15 protein-coding genes are annotated in these 16133 nt (G+C 61.0%); 11 read left to right on the forward strand and 4 right to left on the reverse strand.

Annotation, left to right across the window (positions count from 1 at the left end):
- Positions 1-7: 7 nt before the first annotated feature.
- On the reverse strand, positions 8-1024 hold the full coding sequence (locus tag ACR0J2_RS11980; RefSeq protein WP_480812680.1) for a DUF418 domain-containing protein: 1017 nt from the start codon (positions 1022-1024) through the stop codon (positions 8-10).
- Between the two features lie 222 nt (positions 1025-1246).
- Here ACR0J2_RS11980 and ACR0J2_RS11985 point away from each other — a divergent pair, with 222 nt between their 5' ends.
- Positions 1247-2107 carry an alpha/beta hydrolase gene (locus ACR0J2_RS11985; RefSeq protein WP_480812681.1) on the forward strand — a complete coding sequence of 287 codons (861 nt, stop codon included), beginning with the start codon at positions 1247-1249 and terminating at the stop codon, positions 2105-2107.
- A 2-nt stretch (positions 2108-2109) separates the two neighbouring features.
- Here ACR0J2_RS11985 and ACR0J2_RS11990 read toward each other — a convergent pair whose 3' ends face one another.
- A complete protein-coding gene (locus ACR0J2_RS11990) occupies positions 2110-2982 on the reverse strand; it encodes an S-methyl-5'-thioadenosine phosphorylase (protein WP_480812682.1) in 873 nt (290 codons plus the stop codon).
- Between the two features lie 219 nt (positions 2983-3201).
- On the opposite strand from ACR0J2_RS11990, the gene ACR0J2_RS11995 reads away from it, so the two are divergent.
- Complete coding sequence (locus ACR0J2_RS11995; RefSeq protein ID WP_170816795.1) at positions 3202-4836, forward strand: SulP family inorganic anion transporter; 1635 nt, start codon at positions 3202-3204, stop codon at positions 4834-4836.
- A gap of 140 nt (positions 4837-4976) precedes the next feature.
- Here the strand turns inward: ACR0J2_RS11995 and ACR0J2_RS12000 are convergent, their stop codons facing one another.
- Entirely contained in the window at positions 4977-5582 is a 606-nt protein-coding gene (locus ACR0J2_RS12000) for a flavin reductase family protein (RefSeq protein WP_480812683.1), read from the reverse strand.
- A 73-nt stretch (positions 5583-5655) separates the two neighbouring features.
- Here ACR0J2_RS12000 and ACR0J2_RS12005 point away from each other — a divergent pair, with 73 nt between their 5' ends.
- From ACR0J2_RS12005 to ACR0J2_RS12025, 5 genes are all read left to right on the forward strand, one after another.
- Positions 5656-6150: a GNAT family N-acetyltransferase gene (locus ACR0J2_RS12005; RefSeq protein ID WP_170816797.1), complete on the forward strand. Its 495-nt coding sequence runs from the start codon at positions 5656-5658 to the stop codon at positions 6148-6150.
- 53 nt (positions 6151-6203) lie between these two features.
- A complete protein-coding gene (locus ACR0J2_RS12010; RefSeq protein WP_170613214.1) occupies positions 6204-6950 on the forward strand; it encodes an EcsC family protein in 747 nt (248 codons plus the stop codon).
- A gap of 128 nt (positions 6951-7078) precedes the next feature.
- Positions 7079-7564: an NUDIX hydrolase gene (locus ACR0J2_RS12015; RefSeq protein WP_170807784.1), complete on the forward strand. Its 486-nt coding sequence runs from the start codon at positions 7079-7081 to the stop codon at positions 7562-7564.
- Between the two features lie 51 nt (positions 7565-7615).
- Complete coding sequence (locus ACR0J2_RS12020; RefSeq protein WP_170807785.1) at positions 7616-8071, forward strand: DUF1178 family protein; 456 nt, start codon at positions 7616-7618, stop codon at positions 8069-8071.
- Positions 8072-8074: 3 nt separating this feature from the next.
- Positions 8075-8713 (forward strand): SDR family oxidoreductase, encoded by a 639-nt coding sequence (locus tag ACR0J2_RS12025; RefSeq protein WP_480812684.1) that lies wholly within the window; start codon positions 8075-8077, stop codon positions 8711-8713.
- Here the strand turns inward: ACR0J2_RS12025 and ACR0J2_RS12030 are convergent.
- A complete protein-coding gene (locus ACR0J2_RS12030; RefSeq protein WP_480812685.1) occupies positions 8707-9063 on the reverse strand; it encodes a hypothetical protein in 357 nt (118 codons plus the stop codon). The genes ACR0J2_RS12025 and ACR0J2_RS12030 overlap by 7 nt on opposite strands.
- A 166-nt stretch (positions 9064-9229) precedes the next feature.
- On the opposite strand from ACR0J2_RS12030, the gene ACR0J2_RS12035 reads away from it, so the two are divergent.
- The 4 genes from ACR0J2_RS12035 (at position 9230) to edd (ending at position 16131) form a co-directional block, all read left to right on the forward strand.
- A complete protein-coding gene (locus ACR0J2_RS12035; RefSeq protein ID WP_170613204.1) occupies positions 9230-10468 on the forward strand; it encodes an aspartate kinase in 1239 nt (412 codons plus the stop codon).
- A gap of 46 nt (positions 10469-10514) precedes the next feature.
- Positions 10515-12758, forward strand: a complete 2244-nt coding sequence (gene ptsP / locus ACR0J2_RS12040) for a phosphoenolpyruvate--protein phosphotransferase (protein ID WP_170613202.1) — start codon at positions 10515-10517, stop codon at positions 12756-12758.
- Between the two features lie 119 nt (positions 12759-12877).
- Positions 12878-14323, forward strand: coding sequence for a glucose-6-phosphate dehydrogenase (gene zwf / locus ACR0J2_RS12045; protein WP_170613200.1), 1446 nt, complete (start codon positions 12878-12880; stop codon positions 14321-14323).
- 2 nt (positions 14324-14325) lie between these two features.
- Complete coding sequence (edd, locus tag ACR0J2_RS12050) at positions 14326-16131, forward strand: phosphogluconate dehydratase (RefSeq protein WP_480812686.1); 1806 nt, start codon at positions 14326-14328, stop codon at positions 16129-16131.
- Positions 16132-16133 lie beyond the last annotated feature (2 nt).

A 16133-nucleotide genomic window follows, 5' to 3' on the forward strand; every position in this document is an offset into this window, starting at 1 on the left:
GTTGCCGTCAAGCCTTTCGTGGTTCGGTTGCCCATCGCATAAGCGCCTCAAGCGGGCCCCGCTTGAAGCGGCGGAACCACATCAGGGAAAAAAGCGACGATGCGGCGCAGAACAGCAGTGCGTACCCCACGATCTGCGGCGCGGTCAGGGAACCGTCCAGCAATCCGGTCTCATCAAGAATGCCCATCCCGACCAGGATATGTGCCATGTACAGGGTCAGGCTCTGCCTGCCCGGCGCCACCAGGGAAGGGGCCAGTTTTGCCCACTCGATCACGGGCCATTGTTTGAGTGACAGTCCGATTATCAGACATGCCGTCCCCGTGCCCGCCATTATATAGAACGGACCGGGCGGGATGGATTCGGTGCCCAGCCAGGCCTTCAGTTCGGGGTCGTGGATCAGCATTTGCGGAAACAGCGCCAGAACGGCGGCGGCGAAACCCCAGATGATCAGGCGGTGTTGAATGCACAGGGTTTGCAATTGTGTCCTCCCGATCGCCATCCCGATCAGCAAGAACGCGGCCCAGGGCAGGACCGGATGCCAGCCGTTAAACAGCGCGTTGCGCAGGAACCCGGGCAAGGTCCACAGGTCGGTGTAGGTCAGGGTGGCCCAGTCCCAGCTCCGGTCATAGTCGAAACTGAGCATCGCAAGCACCGACAGTGCGACAATCCCCAACGCGCCAAGCCACAAGCCGCGCGTCGTGGCGGTCAGGAACGCCGCGCCGACAACAAAGTACAGCGCGTAGAAATGCAGGATATCCGCGTCGAACACGGTGATGTTGATCAGGCCCAGCCCGAATAGAAATGCGGCGCGGCGCAACAGCAGGCTGGCAGAAATTTGCGACAATCCGATGCCGACCCCGGCCAGCACCACAAAAAGCGCAGCCGCGCGCCCCTCAAGCGCGTCGACCAGGGCCGAGGCCCAGTCGCTGCTTGGCTCCACGCCGGCTGCAATGCGGAAATTGACCAGCACCATCCCGCAATAGGCCAAGTAGCGGGCGGCATCCAGCGCCTTGAGACGTGTCATCGGTCCTCACATTTGGCGGTGGCCGGCTAAATATTTGCCGCCACACGATAATCTTCGTCAACATGGAGAGGTCGCCGCGCGTTTCAACCATGTAAAGTGCGAAACCTGCGCTGGCTGGCTTCGTGGCAACAGATTAAGATTCAATAAAGCACTGTACCCGAGCCTTGAAATACGGCTCAAAGCGTCAGACCTGTAATGCAAGCCTGAGTGTCGGAGGGGCCAATGGTACAGACGCAACACGCAAAACCGGATGCAAAAGCTGCTGTACCGGGTATCACCCGGATCCGGCGCGCGTTGACCGGGCTCGTTCTGGCCGGGGCCGTTTTGTATGTCGGCGCGGTCAGCTACATGTACCTCAACCAGAAGTCACTGCTGTTCAAGCCCGAGGGCGAACTGCCCGAACCTGCTGCGATCGGGCTGGCGGATGTCGACGTGATCTCGCTGCCGATGTCCGACGGCACGGTATTGACGGCCTGGTCCGCGCCTCCGGCCATCGACGGCGCGCCGACCGTTCTGTTCTTTCACGGCCAGTCCGGGAACCTTGGTGACCGGTCCGAACGGTTTCGCGAAATCCTGAACAGCGGATACGGGCTGCTGGCGCCCAGCTATCGCGGGTTTCCCGGAAGCGGGGGCGAGCCATCCGAACAGGCGCTGATTTCCGACGGGGTGCACCTGTTCGACAGGCTGAGCAGTGCTGGCGAGACCGTTGTCCTGCACGGCCAAAGCCTTGGAACCGGGGTCGCGGCCGCGGTGGCCGAACAACGCCCGGATGCCAGACTGCTCGTGCTTGAGGCGCCGTTTACTGCAACGGTCGACGTCGCGGCCGAGCGGTATCCCTGGCTGCCGGTCTCAACCCTGATGAAAGATCAGTTCGCGACGCGGGACATCATCGACGATGTTACTGTGCCGACCCTGATCTTCCACGGCACGATGGACGAAACCATCCCGTTGAATCACGCCGAGGCATTGGCGGCTCTGGCCGGGGATACGGCGCAGCTTCATGTGATCCCCGACGGTACGCATAACGATCTCTGGTCGCGCGGCCTTTGGGACGTGGTCGAACAGAGCCTGACAAAAAACTGACGTCAGAGGATCCGCCCGGCGACCGCATCCAGTTTGGCCAGCAAGGCCGGGTCGCGCTTTTCCGGTGCGGTCAGAATCGCAAACTCCAACGCCCGGTCACAGCCATGCGGGCAGGGCGCACGCTCGGCCCCTAGCAAGGGAGGCAACCCCTTGACCAGCGCGCGGCCCTTTTCCGCATTGCCGGTCAGGGTGGCGATAATCGTGGTCACGTCCACCTCGCCGTGATCGGGATGCCAGCTGTCGTAGTCCGTGACCATGGCAACGGATGCGTAACAAAGCTCGGCCTCGCGGGCCAGTTTGGCCTCGGGCATGTTGGTCATGCCGATGACATCACAGCCCCAATGTTCGCGATACATCTTCGATTCCGCCAGCGAGGAGAACTGCGGCCCCTCCATCGCCAGATAGGTGCCGCCGCGATGCACGGTGATGCCTGCCGCCTTGCCCGCGGTCTCGCACGCATCGCCCAGACGCGGGCAGGTGGGGTACGCAACGCTGACATGGGCTACACAGCCGGTTCCGAAAAAGCTCTTCTCGCGCGCAAAAGTTCGATCAATGAACTGATCCACAATAACAAAATCGCCGGGTGCCATGTGTTCGCGAAACGAACCGCAGGCCGAAATCGAGATCACATCCGTCACGCCCAGCCGCTTGAGCGCGTCGATATTTGCGCGATATGGCACCTCGGTCGGCGAATGCACATGCCCCCGTCCGTGCCGGGGCAGGAACGCCATCTCGATCCCCTCAAGTGATCCGGTCAGAATCTGGTCCGACGGTGCCCCCCATGGCGTTTCGACACTGACCCATTGTGCATTTTCCAGCCCGTCAATGTCATAAATGCCCGATCCGCCAATGACGGCAATCTTTGTCTGGGTCACGTCGTTTCTCCGATCCAAAATTTCTTTCCTGAAATTTCTGAGCCGCCAGCGGCCATTTGACAAGTGGTTTCAACCGATTGTGCGCCTGACCCTGTGGACTGTGATCTCGCTATGTGCTCAGCGCATGGCAGGTTCCCGCCAGATGCTGTACCTCGCGGGGGAAATGGCGGGTACAAGGCGCGCTTCGCGCGAACCAATCAAAACCGACAGGACCGTCCAATGCCCCGAGCCTTGCTGGCAAGTTTTGCCAATCGCCTTGCCATACCCGATCTGCGCTGGATGCCGGACGAAGGCTTCACCCTGCCGCGTATCCGGATCGAGCTGCTTTCGGGGCTGACCGTCGCCCTGGCACTGGTGCCCGAGGCCGTGGCTTTTGCCTTCGTTGCTGGCGTACACCCCCTGGTCGGATTGTACGCCGCGTTCCTTGTCGGTCTGATCACCGCTCTGATCGGCGGCCGCCCCGGCATGATCTCGGGTGCAACCGGCGCTCTGGCCGTGGTCATGGTCGCGCTGGTGGCGGAGCACGGGGTCGAGTACCTGTTCGCCACGGTTGTTCTGATGGGTATCCTGCAAGTCATTGCGGGGGCGATGCATTGGGGGCGGTTTATCCGGCTGGTGCCGCATCCGGTGATGCTGGGCTTCGTGAACGGACTGGCAATTGTGATTTTTCTGGCCCAGATGGGGCAGTTCAAGGTGCCGGGAACCATGGAAAACACCGGCCATGGCATGGGCGGCGGTGAATGGCTGTCGGGCATGCAACTTTATACCATGCTGGGCCTTGTTGCTCTGACCATGGCGGTCATCTGGGTGATGCCACGTATCACGCGTATTGTGCCGGCCCCGCTGGCTGGAATCGTGGTTGTCGCCGCACTGGTGATCGGCTTTGGGCTGGACGTGCCGCGCGTCGGCGATCTGGCCTCGATCGAAGGCGGCTTGCCCGCCTTCCACATCCCGATGGTGCCGTTGAACTGGGAAACCTTCGAGATCATTCTGCCTTATGCAGTCATTCTGGCCGCAATCGGATTGATCGAATCCCTTCTGACCCTGAACCTCGTGGGCGAGATAACAGGCAAACGCGGTGGCGCATCGCAGGAATGTATCGCGCAGGGCGCAGCCAACGTCGTGACCGGTTTCTTCGGCGGCATGGGCGGCTGTGCAATGATCGGCCAGTCGATGATCAACGTGAAATCCGGAGGGCGCACACGTGTCGCGGGGATCGCTGCCGCCCTGTTCCTGCTGGTGTTCATCCTGTTTGCCGCCCCCCTGATCGAACAGATCCCGCTGGCGGCACTGGTGGGTGTGATGTTCATGGTCGTGATCGGCACCTTTGCGTGGAACTCGTTCAACATCATGCGCAAAGTGCCTCTGACAGACGCGTTTGTGATCGTACTGGTCACCGTCGTGACAGTGATGGAGGACCTTGCGGTCGCCGTTGTCGTCGGCGTGATTGTCTCGGCGCTGGCCTATGCCTGGAACAACGCCAAACGCATCCATGCGGTCACCCGCGATTCCGAGACTGAAAAAGGCGCCAAGGTCTATGAAATTCAGGGGCCGCTTTTCTTTGGGTCGTCGGAAGGCTTCCTTGAAATCTTCGACGTGCAGAACGACCCCGAAACCGTGATTATCGATTTCGCCGCCAGCCGGGTTGTGGATCAGTCCGCCTTGCAGGCCATCGAGAATATCGCGGCCAAATACGAGGCGGCAGACAAGCGGGTCATGCTGCGCCACCTGAGCCGGGATTGCCACAAATTGCTCAACAAAGCCGGACATCTGATGGTCGATAGCGACGACGACCCGGATTACGAACTGGCGGTGGACTATTCGGTCCGTACCGGCATATTGGGCGGCCACTGATTTTTTGCGAGGCTCTGCCTCGCGCTCCGGGATATTTGGGGCCAGATGAATGAAGGATCCGTTTCTTCACCTGGCCGAAAATATCCCGGGGGAGTCGCGGCTTGCCGCGGCGGGGGCAGCGCCCCCCTTGTTCTGCGCCCTCAATCGTCCGGGCGTTCGAGCGCGAACAGCTCAGTAACAACCGAGTAGTCCCGATAACCAAGACGGGCCAGCGGTTTGAACGAGGTGACGTCAAATCGCCCGTCGCGGATATGCGCGTCATTGAGATGAACACCGATGACTTCTCCGAACACCACCCGGTTGGCTTCTCCGGGCAGGGTCACGATCTTTGTCAATCGGCATTCCAGAGCCGCAGGCGCGCCCTTGATCCGGGCGCAGGGGATGGTTTCACACTCGATCGGTGTCAGCCCGGCATGGGCGAATTCGTCAATTTCCTTCGGCAGACCTGCCGAACTGGCATTCATGGCATCCTGATGGGCATGCGCCACGACGTTCACGCAGAAAACGCCGGTGGCCTCGATATTGGCAATACTGTCCTTGCCACCGTCCTGATCGTGCTTGGTGCCGGTTGTGGCAAACATTACCTGAGGCGGCGTATAGGCGACCCCGTTGAAGAAAGAATAAGGCGCCAGGTTGTTGACCCCTTCCGCATCGCGCGTCGAAATCCAGCCGATCGGGCGGGGGGTGATGATGGCGTTGAAGGGGTTGTGCGGCAGGCCGTGGCCGTCTTCGGGGCGATAGAACATCAAGGTCTCCAAGCGTTTGCCCAAGGCGTATCGAAGTGCTAGGGCGAATTCCAGCAAGGAAAAGAGGGCGCGCGTGCAGCAATTCAAGATCAGGCCGGAACAGCCGGATGACTGGTGGGAGGTCGAGGCGCTTTATGACCTGTGCTTTGCCCCCGGTCGCGAGGCTCTGTCTTCCTATCGTCTGCGCGATGATGTGCCACCGGTGGCGGGCCTGTCGCTTGTTGCCCGCGACGGGCAGGGTATTCTGGCCGGTGCGATCCGGTTCTGGCCGGTCCATGTCGGCGATCATGATGCATTGTTGCTGGGTCCGGTGGCGGTTCACCCGACCCATCAGGGCGAGGGTCTTGGCGGTTTCCTGATCCACGAGGGGTTGCTGGCCGGGCGCGAGAAAGGCTGGGCGCGGGTCATGCTGGTGGGGGACGCGCCCTATTACTCGCGGTTTGGTTTTTCGCTGCTGAAGCATGTGGAAATGCCGCCGCCAACCAATCCTGACCGTGTTTTGGGGCTGGAACTTGTGCCCGGCAAATGGGGCGGGGTGCAGGGCCTCGTATCACGCTGGACCCGCTGAACTATTGAAACTGCCCTGCTGAGTGCCGATCTTTCTGACTGAGGAGGAGGCAGATGCAGAACGTGGTTCTTGTTGAAGAACTGGATGCCGACGCTGAACTGGATCGGCTTGCAGGGCATTACCGGTCCGCCGGTGGCGCGGGGGTGAAACTGCTTAATGCGCTTGGCGGATCAGCAGAATCTCTGCTGGATCAGTTGCCTGAGCCCGTGCGTCTGGGTCTGACCGGCGCGACGGAGCAGGCGCTTTGGATTGCCATGCATGCCGCAGAAGGATCGCGCCGGGCGATACCCGACCAGCAACCTTGGGTGAATACCGTCGTCAGCACGGCCATGGGAGCGGCAGGTGGTATGGGCGGTCTGTCGACGGCCCTGATGGAGCTGCCCGCGACAACGGCCATGCTGCTGCGTGCCATTCAGGGGGCCGCTGCCCGAGAAGGATTTGACCCGTCCGAAGAAGGTGTGAAATTCGATTGCGTCCGGGTCCTGTCTGCCGCAGGGCCCCTGTCAGATGATGACGGGGCTGATCTGGGGTTCTATTCCGTGCGCCTGACGTTGACCGGACCGGCCATGCAGCGCCTGATCGCGGCGGTTGCACCGCGCCTGTCGGTGGTTCTGGGCCAGAAACTGGCGGCCCAGTCCATTCCGGTTCTGGGTGCTTTGGCCGGAGGCAGCACGAACTATGTCTATTCCCGTTACTATCAACAGATTGCCCGTGTCCATTTCGGATTGCGCCGACTGGCGGTGGATGCTGACATCCCGCATGACGAACTTGTGCGCCGCTTGGCTTCGCGAATGAAATAACGCCCGACTTTTGCAGTCCCGCTTGGTAAGTACCGCATCATGTGGTATGTTTACCCTCAGCAGACCCAAAATAAGAGCAGAAATTCGGTCTGAAAAACAGGCGTTAATACCATTTGAAAGGCGGTAGCGTGAACAACGCGAAGCATTCGCCAACTTCTCGGCGCAAGGCCGGGGCTTGTCCTGTGCATTCACAGGCGGCAGCGCTGTGCTACCGGATTCATCAAAACCGGCCCGAGATCCTTTTGATTACCACCCGCCGTTCCGGGCGCTGGATCATACCCAAAGGCTGGCCTATCCTGGGGCTCAGCCCGTCAGAAACCGCCGAGCGGGAGGCGTGGGAAGAAGCGGGCGCCGTCGGTCGGTGCGACAAAAAGGCGATGGGGCGGTATACTTACATCAAGCACCGTTCCAAGAAACGGACACTTCTGTGCGAAGTTGATGTGTTCGCGATGCTGGTAAGCTCACTGGCTTCGGATTTCCCGGAAAGCGACGAGCGCAAGCGGGAATGGTGCGTTCCGGAAAAGGCTGCTTTAAGGGTCAATTCGCCGGAACTTTCCGTATTGTTGCGGGATTTTGGGCAATATCCCTGCCAACTTCTGGCCGGAAGGGCTTGATATTACGGTATTGGTCGGTATCTATTTTGTAACACGTATTTTGGGCGAAACATGATTCAGTACGCATTGAAATGCAGCAACGGCCATACATTTGAAAGTTGGTTTCAATCGGCCGCCGCCTACGACAAACTTGCAGCTGCGGGCATGGTGACATGCGCGGTTTGCGGCTGTGTGCAGGTGGAAAAGGCGATCATGACCCCCCGTGTCCGGCCCGCCCGCAATGCCGTGGCGCGCCCGGAACCCGCGCCGGCCGAGCCCGCGCCGATCAATGTTGCAAAACCATCGCTTGAGATCGAAAAGATCCTGACGCAACTGCGCCGCCAGGTAGAAGAGAATTCGGATTACGTCGGTAAGGACTTCGCATCCGAGGCCCGCAAGATCCACCTCGGCGAAGCGCCCGACCGTGCCATCTATGGCGAGGCCAAGGCGGAAGAGGCCAAGGCCCTGATCGAGGACGGTGTTCCGGTCGCCCCGCTGCCATTCGTTCCCAGCCGAAAGACGAACTGACCGGTGCGCGTTGTGATCACCGGGGCCAATCGCGGTATTGGAAAGGCGCTGGCCGAAAGGTACCGGAACAGGGGTGATGACGTCATCGGAACCGCGCGCGATGACATTGCGCAGATTAAGCTGGACGTCGCAGAACCCGCTCATCACGCTGCCATGGCTGAACGGCTGATTGGTCAACCTGTTGATCTGCTGATCTGCAATGCAGGCGTCTATCTCGACAAAGGACATGGCATCGAAAAATATCCGGCAGACATGTGGGCGCAGACATTCGCGACCAATGTCACCGGCGTCTTTCTGACGGTCCAGTCCCTGTTGCCGAACCTGCGTGCGGCCAGAGGCAGGATCGCAATTCTGTCCTCGCAAATGGCTTCGCACACGCGCGCGCCCGGTGGCAGCTACATCTACCGTGCATCCAAGGCCGCCGCGCTGAATCTGGGGCGGAATCTGGCGGCAGATCTGCAGGGTGAGGGCATTGCCGTCGGCATCTATCACCCCGGCTGGGTGCAGACCGATATGGGTGGCTCGGCGGCCGCCATCACCGTGGATCAGGCCGTTGAAGGCCTGATCGAACGTTTCGACACGCTGAATCTGGACAGTTCAGGGTGTTTTGAAACCTATGACGGTCAGGCGCACCCTTACTGAATGGCCAGCGCCGCCTTGGGAATCTCGTAAACCTCGCCGGGATCGATGAAGATCACCATCATGTCGCCACGCGTTTCGGAGGTTATTTTCGATGTCGAGCTGCTGGATTCCGGTTCGCCATTGGTGAAATAGATCTGCCGCACTTCGCCGGTGCTCAGTTGAACGGCCAGTGTCGCGGTTCCATCGTCGCGGCGACGCAGCTCGGCGTTGCACGAGCGCAGAGGTTCACCGGCAATGGCGGCGCAGGGAACGGTACCCAGTGCGTTCTTGCCATCGGTTCCGGCCAGTGTCGCGGATTGAGCAAGAGCGGACGAGGACAAAAGGGCAAAGGCAGCAGCAAGACGGTACATGAAAAAACCTCGTGAAGGATGTGTCAGACGCAGGCTGGCACCGCAGGAACCCATTGTAAAGTCGGCCTGCGCGCCAATCAGGACATCTTTGCGCCCTTGCCCTTGCGCCCCCCCTCGCTTATGAGGCTCGGGACCAGAAATAATAGGCGCGGAGACACCTGCCCCCATGCCCGTACTCGTGATGAAATTCGGTGGCACTTCGGTTGCCAATCTCGACCGCATCCGCCGCGCGGCCAAGCGCGTGGGCGTTGAAGTGGCAAAGGGCTATGACGTGATCGTCATTGTCTCGGCCATGTCGGGCAAGACCAACGAACTGGTGGGTTGGGTCGACGAAACATCGCCGTTGTACGACGCGCGCGAATATGATGCGGTCGTATCTTCAGGGGAAAACGTTACTGCTGGCCTGATGGCGCTGACACTGCAGGAAATGGACGTGCCCGCGCGCAGCTGGCAAGGCTGGCAGGTTCCGCTGCTGACCACAAGCGCACACAGTCAGGCCCGGATCGAAGACATTCCGACCGGCAACATCAACCAGAAATTCGCCGAAGGCATGAAGGTTGCCGTGGTTGCAGGCTTTCAGGGCATCAGCCCCGAAGGTCGGATCACCACGCTGGGCCGGGGTGGTTCGGACACCACGGCAGTGGCCTTTGCCGCAGCCTTCGATGCCGAACGCTGCGACATTTATACGGACGTGGACGGGGTTTACACCACGGATCCGCGCATCTGTGAAAAAGCGCGCAAGCTGGACCGGATCGCGTTCGAAGAGATGCTGGAACTGGCCTCGCTGGGGGCGAAGGTCTTGCAGACCCGTTCGGTCGAACTGGCCATGCGTTACAAGGTGAAACTGCGCGTTCTTTCAAGTTTCGAAGAACAATCCGACGAGGCCGGCACTCTGGTCTGCGACGAGGAGGATATCATGGAATCCAATGTTGTGGCCGGTGTGGCCTATTCCCGCGACGAAGCCAAAATGACCGTGGTGTCCGTGGCCGACCGCCCCGGCATCGCCACGACCATCTTCACCGCGCTCAGCGACGAAGGCGTGAATGTCGACATGATCGTTCAGAACATTTCGGACGAAGGCCGGACCGACATGACGTTCTCTTGCCCGACCGACCAGGTTGCCCGCGCCGAAAAGGCGTTGCATGCCATCAAGGAAAAGGGCGAGCTGAACTACGCCGAGCTGGTCACCGACAATGACGTCTGCAAGGTATCGGTTGTCGGTATCGGTATGCGTTCGCAATCGGGTGTGGCTGCGAAAATGTTCAAGGTACTCTCGGATGAGGGGATCAACATCAAGGTCATTACAACCTCTGAGATCAAGATTTCTGTTCTGGTCGACCGGAAATACATGGAACTTGCTGTTCAGGCACTGCATGATGCCTTTGAACTGGACAAGGCGGCCTGAGCATTTCAGCCAAAGGTTTTGCCTGACACCGTAAATTGGTTTGGCCATGGCGGACGGCACCGAAACTGAATCCCGCAAGCTGCTGGGGCGGCTGCGCGAAGAAATGGCGAGCGAGGCCGCCGGTCAGGAACGACTTGACCGGATCACGCATCTGATCGCCGACAGTATCCGGGCCGAGGTCTGCTCGATCTACCTGTTCCGCGATCAGGAAACGCTGGAGCTGTGCGCAACCGAAGGATTGTCGCCCGAGGCGGTACACAAGACCCGCATGCGCATGGGCGAAGGTCTGGTGGGCCGGGTGGCGAAGTCGGGCAAGGTGGTCAACACAGCAAATGCTCCTTCGGCCAAAGGCTTCCGTTACATGCCGGAAACGGGTGAGGAGCGGTTTTCGTCCTTCCTGGGCGTTCCGGTGCAAAGGCTTGGCGAAAAACTGGGTGTGCTGGTCGTGCAATCACGTGAGGCGCGCGAGTTTTCCGCCGACGAGATTTATGCGCTGGAAGTGGTCGCGATGGTTCTGGCCGAAATGGCCGAGCTTGGCGCCTTTGTCGGCGAGGGCGCGGCCCTGTCGCCGCTGCATCAGCAATCGGTCCAGCTGACCGGTGGTCCGGCGCAGGAAGGATCTGCCGAAGGCCATGTCTGGCTGCATGAACCGCGCGTTGTCGTGACAAACCCGATCGCAGACGATCCCCACCGCGAACGCGAGCGCCTGACCGAAGCGGTCGATGAATTGCGCGTGGGCGTCGACAAGATGCTCGAAATCTCGCAGGGCGGCGACAAGGAACAGCTGCAGGTTCTGGAAGCCTATCGCATGTTTGCCAACTCGAAGGGCTGGATGCGCCGGATGGAGGAAGACATCGCCCGCGGTCTCAGCGCCGAAGCTGCGGTAGAAAAGGAACAGTCTCAGGCCCGCGCGCGGATGGAGCAGGTGACAGACCCGTACCTGCGCGAACGGCTGGCGGACCTTGACGATCTCAGCAATCGGCTGCTGCGCATTCTGACCGGGCAGGGCAACACCAACGGGGCGGACCTGCCGCCCGATCCGATCCTGATTGCCCGCAATATCGGTCCAGGCGATCTTCTGGAATACGGGCGGTCGCTGAAAGGCATCGTTCTCGAGGAAGGCTCCGTCGGCAGTCACGCCACCATCGTCGCCCGGGCACTGGCGATTCCGCTTGTGGTGCATGTCGGTCGCATCACGACCGAGGCCCTGAACGGAGACCACATTCTGGTCGACGGCGACAACGGCGTCGTGCATCTGCGCCCCGAAGACACAGTAGTCAGCGCCTTCCGCGACAAGATCGCCATGCAGGCCAAGGCGCAGGAACGCTATGCCTCGATTCGCGATACCCCGACCGTTACCCGCGATGGAGAGCGGATCCATCTGGTGATGAACGCGGGCCTGATGGCCGACCTGCCGTCGCTGGGTAATTCCGGGGCCGAAGGCGTGGGCCTGTTCCGGACCGAGCTGCAATTCCTGATCCGCAACCAGATGCCCAAACGATCGGAGCTGGTGACGCAATATCAGCGTGTGCTGGATGCGGCGGGGGAAAAGCGCGTTGTGTTCCGCACGCTGGATATCGGGTCCGACAAGGTTCTGCCTTACATGAAGCACGTGGCCGAACCGAACCCGGCTTTGGGTTGGCGCGCGATTCGCGTGGGTCTGGACAAGCGCGGCGTGATGCGCATGCAGCTGCAGGCGCTGCTGCGCGCCGCCAACGGCCGCCCGCTGACCATCATGTTCCCGTTCGTGGCGCAGGCCGACGAATTCCGCGAGGCCCGCTGGGAGGTCAACAAGACCATCGAGCGGGAAAAACGTCTGGGCCATGTCCTGCCTGAGACGCTTGAAGTGGGCGCGATGCTTGAAACGCCGTCGCTGGCCTTCGCCCCGCAAAAATTCTTTGACGAGGTCGATTTCATTTCGATTGGCGGAAACGACCTGAAACAGTTCTTCTTTGCGGCCGACCGCGAAAACGAACTGGTGCGCCGCCGTTATGACACGCTGAACGTCAGCTTCCTCAGCTTCATCGAACGTATTGTCGAGCGTTGCAACATCTCGAACACACCGCTCAGTTTCTGCGGTGAGGACGCCGGACGCCCGGTTGAGGCGCTGTGCCTTGCGGCCATGGGCATCCGGTCGCTGTCGATGCGTCCGGCCTCGATCGGCCCGGTCAAAAGCGTTCTGCTGCGGGCAAACCTGCAGGAAGTGCGCAAAATCATCGCCGATGCCCGGCATCGCGGCGAACAGTCGGTGCGGCCCTCGGTTATGGAATGGTTGCGAAATCAGGGTTGATCTTTGCGCCTGCTTTGCCTATTCACCTCACGAGTGTTAGCGATAACATAACCTACGATACCGGTATTGCAGCGATCTGGTGCTAAGGTGATCCGAATGTGTTCTGAAGGAGCCCGGTCATGGTTTCACGCGTAATTCCCGTCAACCCGTTCGACCTTGTGCTGTTTGGTGCATCAGGCGATCTGGCGCAGCGCAAGATCCTTCCGGGCCTGTATCACCGTTTCGAAGTCGGGCAGATGCCGGACGAGGCGCGGATCATCGGCACCGCCCGCACGGAAATGGACAGCGACGGTTTCCGCGATCAGGTGCGCGCATCGATGCAGGAATTCGCGCCGGAGTTCAAAGCAGAAACGCTGGATCGTTTTCTCGAGCGGGTGGAATACGTGCCAGTCGACGCGCTGGGCGAAAAGGGCTGGGACAAGCTGGGCAAGGTCCTGCGCGACGATGTTGTCCGGGCGTTCTATCTGTCGGTGGGCCCCAGCCTGTTTGCCGGGATTGCGCAGCGGCTGCAGGATAACGGCCTGGCCACACCGGACAGCCGTATCGTGGTGGAAAAACCCTTTGGCCACGATCTGGCCTCGGCCCGCGCCCTGAATGAGGGGCTGCGCGCCTGTTTCGAGGAACATCAGATCTATCGGATCGACCATTATCTGGGCAAGGAAACCGTGCAGAACCTGATGGCTCTGCGCTTTGCCAATTCCCTGTTCGAGCCGCTTTGGAACTCTACCCATATAGATCACGTTCAGATCACCGTGGCCGAAACGGTAGGGGTCGAGGGGCGCGGTGCGTACTACGATCAGTCCGGCGCCATGCGTGACATGATCCAGAACCACCTGGTCCAGCTTCTGTGCCTGACGGCGATGGAGCCGCCTTCGAAATTCTCACCCAATTCGGTACGTGACGAAAAGGTCAAGGTGATCGAGGCGCTGGAACCCGTCGCACCGGCCGACATTGCCCGCGGTCAATACCGGGCGGTTCATGGCAAAGGCGGCTATGTCGATCATGTCGGCAACCCCGCCAGCCGCACCGAAAGCTTCATCGCGCTGAAGGTCCATCTGGGCAACTGGCGCTGGGCGGGCGTGCCGTTCTATCTGCGCACCGGGAAACGCCTGCGCGCCCGTGAATCCGAGATCGCGGTATTTTTCCGTGACCCGCCACACACGATTTTCCCCAATGTCGGTCACTTGCGCGGCAACGTATTGGTGATCCGCCTGCAACCGGACGAAGGTATCACCCTGCGTACCACCATCAAGGATCCCGGTCCGGGCGGTTTCCGCCTGTCGGATGTGGCGCTGGACATGAGCTTTGCTGACGCCCTGGGCGCCGAAGCACAAGCGCCGGACGCGTACGAGCGTCTGGTGATGGACGTCATCCGAGGCGACCAGACCCTGTTCATGCGCGGGGACGAAGCCGAGGCCGCCTGGGCCTGGGTCGACCCGATCATTCAGGGCTGGGAAAACCGCGGTGACCGCCCGGCGCGTTACGATCAGGGCAGCTCTGGCCCCGAGGAAGCATTGATGCTGATGCATCGCGATGGCCGCCGCTGGCGTCAGATCGGAGGTTAAACATGGTTCACTCTGTCATCACCGATGTCACCCAACGGATCATTGACCGCAGCGCCCCCTTGCGCGGCCCGCATCTGGATCGGATGGAGCAGGCAAGATCAAAGGGCCCGGCCCGCGCACATCTGTCCTGCAGCGGTCAGGCCCACGCCTATGCGGGCGCGGGACCGGATCAACAGGCCATGGTCACCGGAACCGCTGGAAATTTGGGGATCGTTACCGCCTATAACGACATGCTTTCCGCCCATCAGCCGTTCGAACGCTACCCGGCCCTGATCCGCGACGCGATCCGCGCAGCGGGTGGCACGGCGCAGGTCGCGGGCGGTGTACCGGCCATGTGCGACGGCGTCACGCAGGGCGAGGCCGGAATGGAGCTGTCGCTATTTTCCCGCGATGTCATCGCGCTGGCCACAGGTGTGGCCCTCAGCCACAACACGTTTGACGCAGCCGTCTTTCTGGGTGTTTGTGACAAGATCGTCCCCGGTCTGGTGATCGGTGCGCAGTCATTCGGCCACCTGCCGGCGGTCTTCCTGCCAGCCGGTCCCATGACCAGCGGGTTGCCCAACGACGAAAAAGCCAAGGTCCGCCAACAATTCGCCGCCGGCGAGGTCGGGCGCGATGCGCTCATGGCCGCTGAGATCGCCGCTTATCACGGCCCCGGCACCTGCACCTTCTATGGCACCGCCAACACCAACCAGATGCTGATGGAGTTCATGGGCCTGCATCTGCCGGGCTCCAGCTTCGTCAATCCCAACACACCCTTGCGCGACGCCCTGACCGAAGAAGGCGCCCGTCGCGCCCTGTCGCTGAGTGCGTTGGGCAACAACTACACGCCGGTCTATCAGATCCTGGACGAGCGCGCCTTTGTGAACGGCATCGTCGGGTTGATGGCCACCGGCGGCTCGACCAACCTGCTGATCCATCTGATCGCGATGGCGCGGGCAGGCGGTATCGTTTTGGATTGGCAGGATTTTTCCGACATTTCCGCCGTCGTTCCTCTGGTTGCGCGGGTCTATCCAAACGGTCTGGCCGACGTGAACCATTTCCACGCCGCAGGCGGTCTGGGCTATTGCATCGGAACCCTGTTGGAAGACGGCCTGCTGCATCCCGATACGCTGACCGTTGCGGGGCAGGGGCTGCACAACTACACCAAAGAACCCAAGCTGGTCGGTGGCGAACTGATCTGGGAAGACGGCGCGGGCCACAGCCTGAACGAAAAGATCGTGCGCCCGGCCAAAGACCCGTTCCAGCCCACTGGCGGCCTGTCCCGCCTGACCGGCAATCTGGGTACTGCCGTCATGAAGGTCTCCGCCGTCGCCCCCGAACATCAGGTGGTCGAGGCTCCGGTCCGCGTGTTCCACGATCAGGACGAGGTCAAAGCCGCCTTCAAGGCCGGAGAATTCACCGGTGACGTCATTGTCGTCGTCCGCTTTCAGGGTCCAAAGGCCAACGGCATGCCCGAACTGCACTCGCTGACGCCGATCCTGTCGATCCTGCAGGGCAGGGGACAAAAGGTGGCGCTGGTCACCGATGGCCGCATGTCCGGTGCGTCCGGCAAAGTCCCCGCTGCGATCCATGTCTGCCCCGAGGCGCTGGATGGCGGTGCCATCGCGTATCTGCAGGACGGCGACCTGCTGCGCGTCGACGCAGTGAAGGGGGAGTTGGAGATTCTGACGCCCGGCGTTCTGGACCGCACACCAGTCACCGCCGACCTTTCGGCCAACCAACACGGCACCGGGCGGGACCTGTTTACGGCGTTCCGCGGCAACGTCGGCTCAGCCGATGCTGGCGCCAGTATTTTCGGAGCCTGAGC

The organism is Ruegeria sp. CG4, assembly GCF_056537185.1.

Excerpts from the sequence above, each read along its gene's own strand:
- ACR0J2_RS11980 (WP_480812680.1), bottom strand. The coding sequence starts at position 1,024 with ATGACACGTCTCAAGGCGCTGGATGCCGCCCGCTACTTGGCCTATTGC.
- ACR0J2_RS11995 (WP_170816795.1), top strand. The coding sequence starts at position 3,202 with ATGCCCCGAGCCTTGCTGGCAAGTTTTGCCAATCGCCTTGCCATACCC.
- ACR0J2_RS11985 (WP_480812681.1), top strand. The coding sequence starts at position 1,247 with ATGGTACAGACGCAACACGCAAAACCGGATGCAAAAGCTGCTGTACCG.
- ptsP (WP_170613202.1), top strand. The coding sequence starts at position 10,515 with ATGGCGGACGGCACCGAAACTGAATCCCGCAAGCTGCTGGGGCGGCTG.
- ACR0J2_RS12030 (WP_480812685.1), bottom strand. The coding sequence starts at position 9,063 with ATGTACCGTCTTGCTGCTGCCTTTGCCCTTTTGTCCTCGTCCGCTCTT.
- zwf (WP_170613200.1), top strand. The coding sequence starts at position 12,878 with ATGGTTTCACGCGTAATTCCCGTCAACCCGTTCGACCTTGTGCTGTTT.
- ACR0J2_RS12020 (WP_170807785.1), top strand. The coding sequence starts at position 7,616 with ATGATTCAGTACGCATTGAAATGCAGCAACGGCCATACATTTGAAAGT.
- ACR0J2_RS12000 (WP_480812683.1), bottom strand. The coding sequence starts at position 5,582 with ATGTTCTATCGCCCCGAAGACGGCCACGGCCTGCCGCACAACCCCTTC.
- ACR0J2_RS12010 (WP_170613214.1), top strand. The coding sequence starts at position 6,204 with ATGCAGAACGTGGTTCTTGTTGAAGAACTGGATGCCGACGCTGAACTG.
- edd (WP_480812686.1), top strand. The coding sequence starts at position 14,326 with ATGGTTCACTCTGTCATCACCGATGTCACCCAACGGATCATTGACCGC.
- ACR0J2_RS12035 (WP_170613204.1), top strand. The coding sequence starts at position 9,230 with ATGCCCGTACTCGTGATGAAATTCGGTGGCACTTCGGTTGCCAATCTC.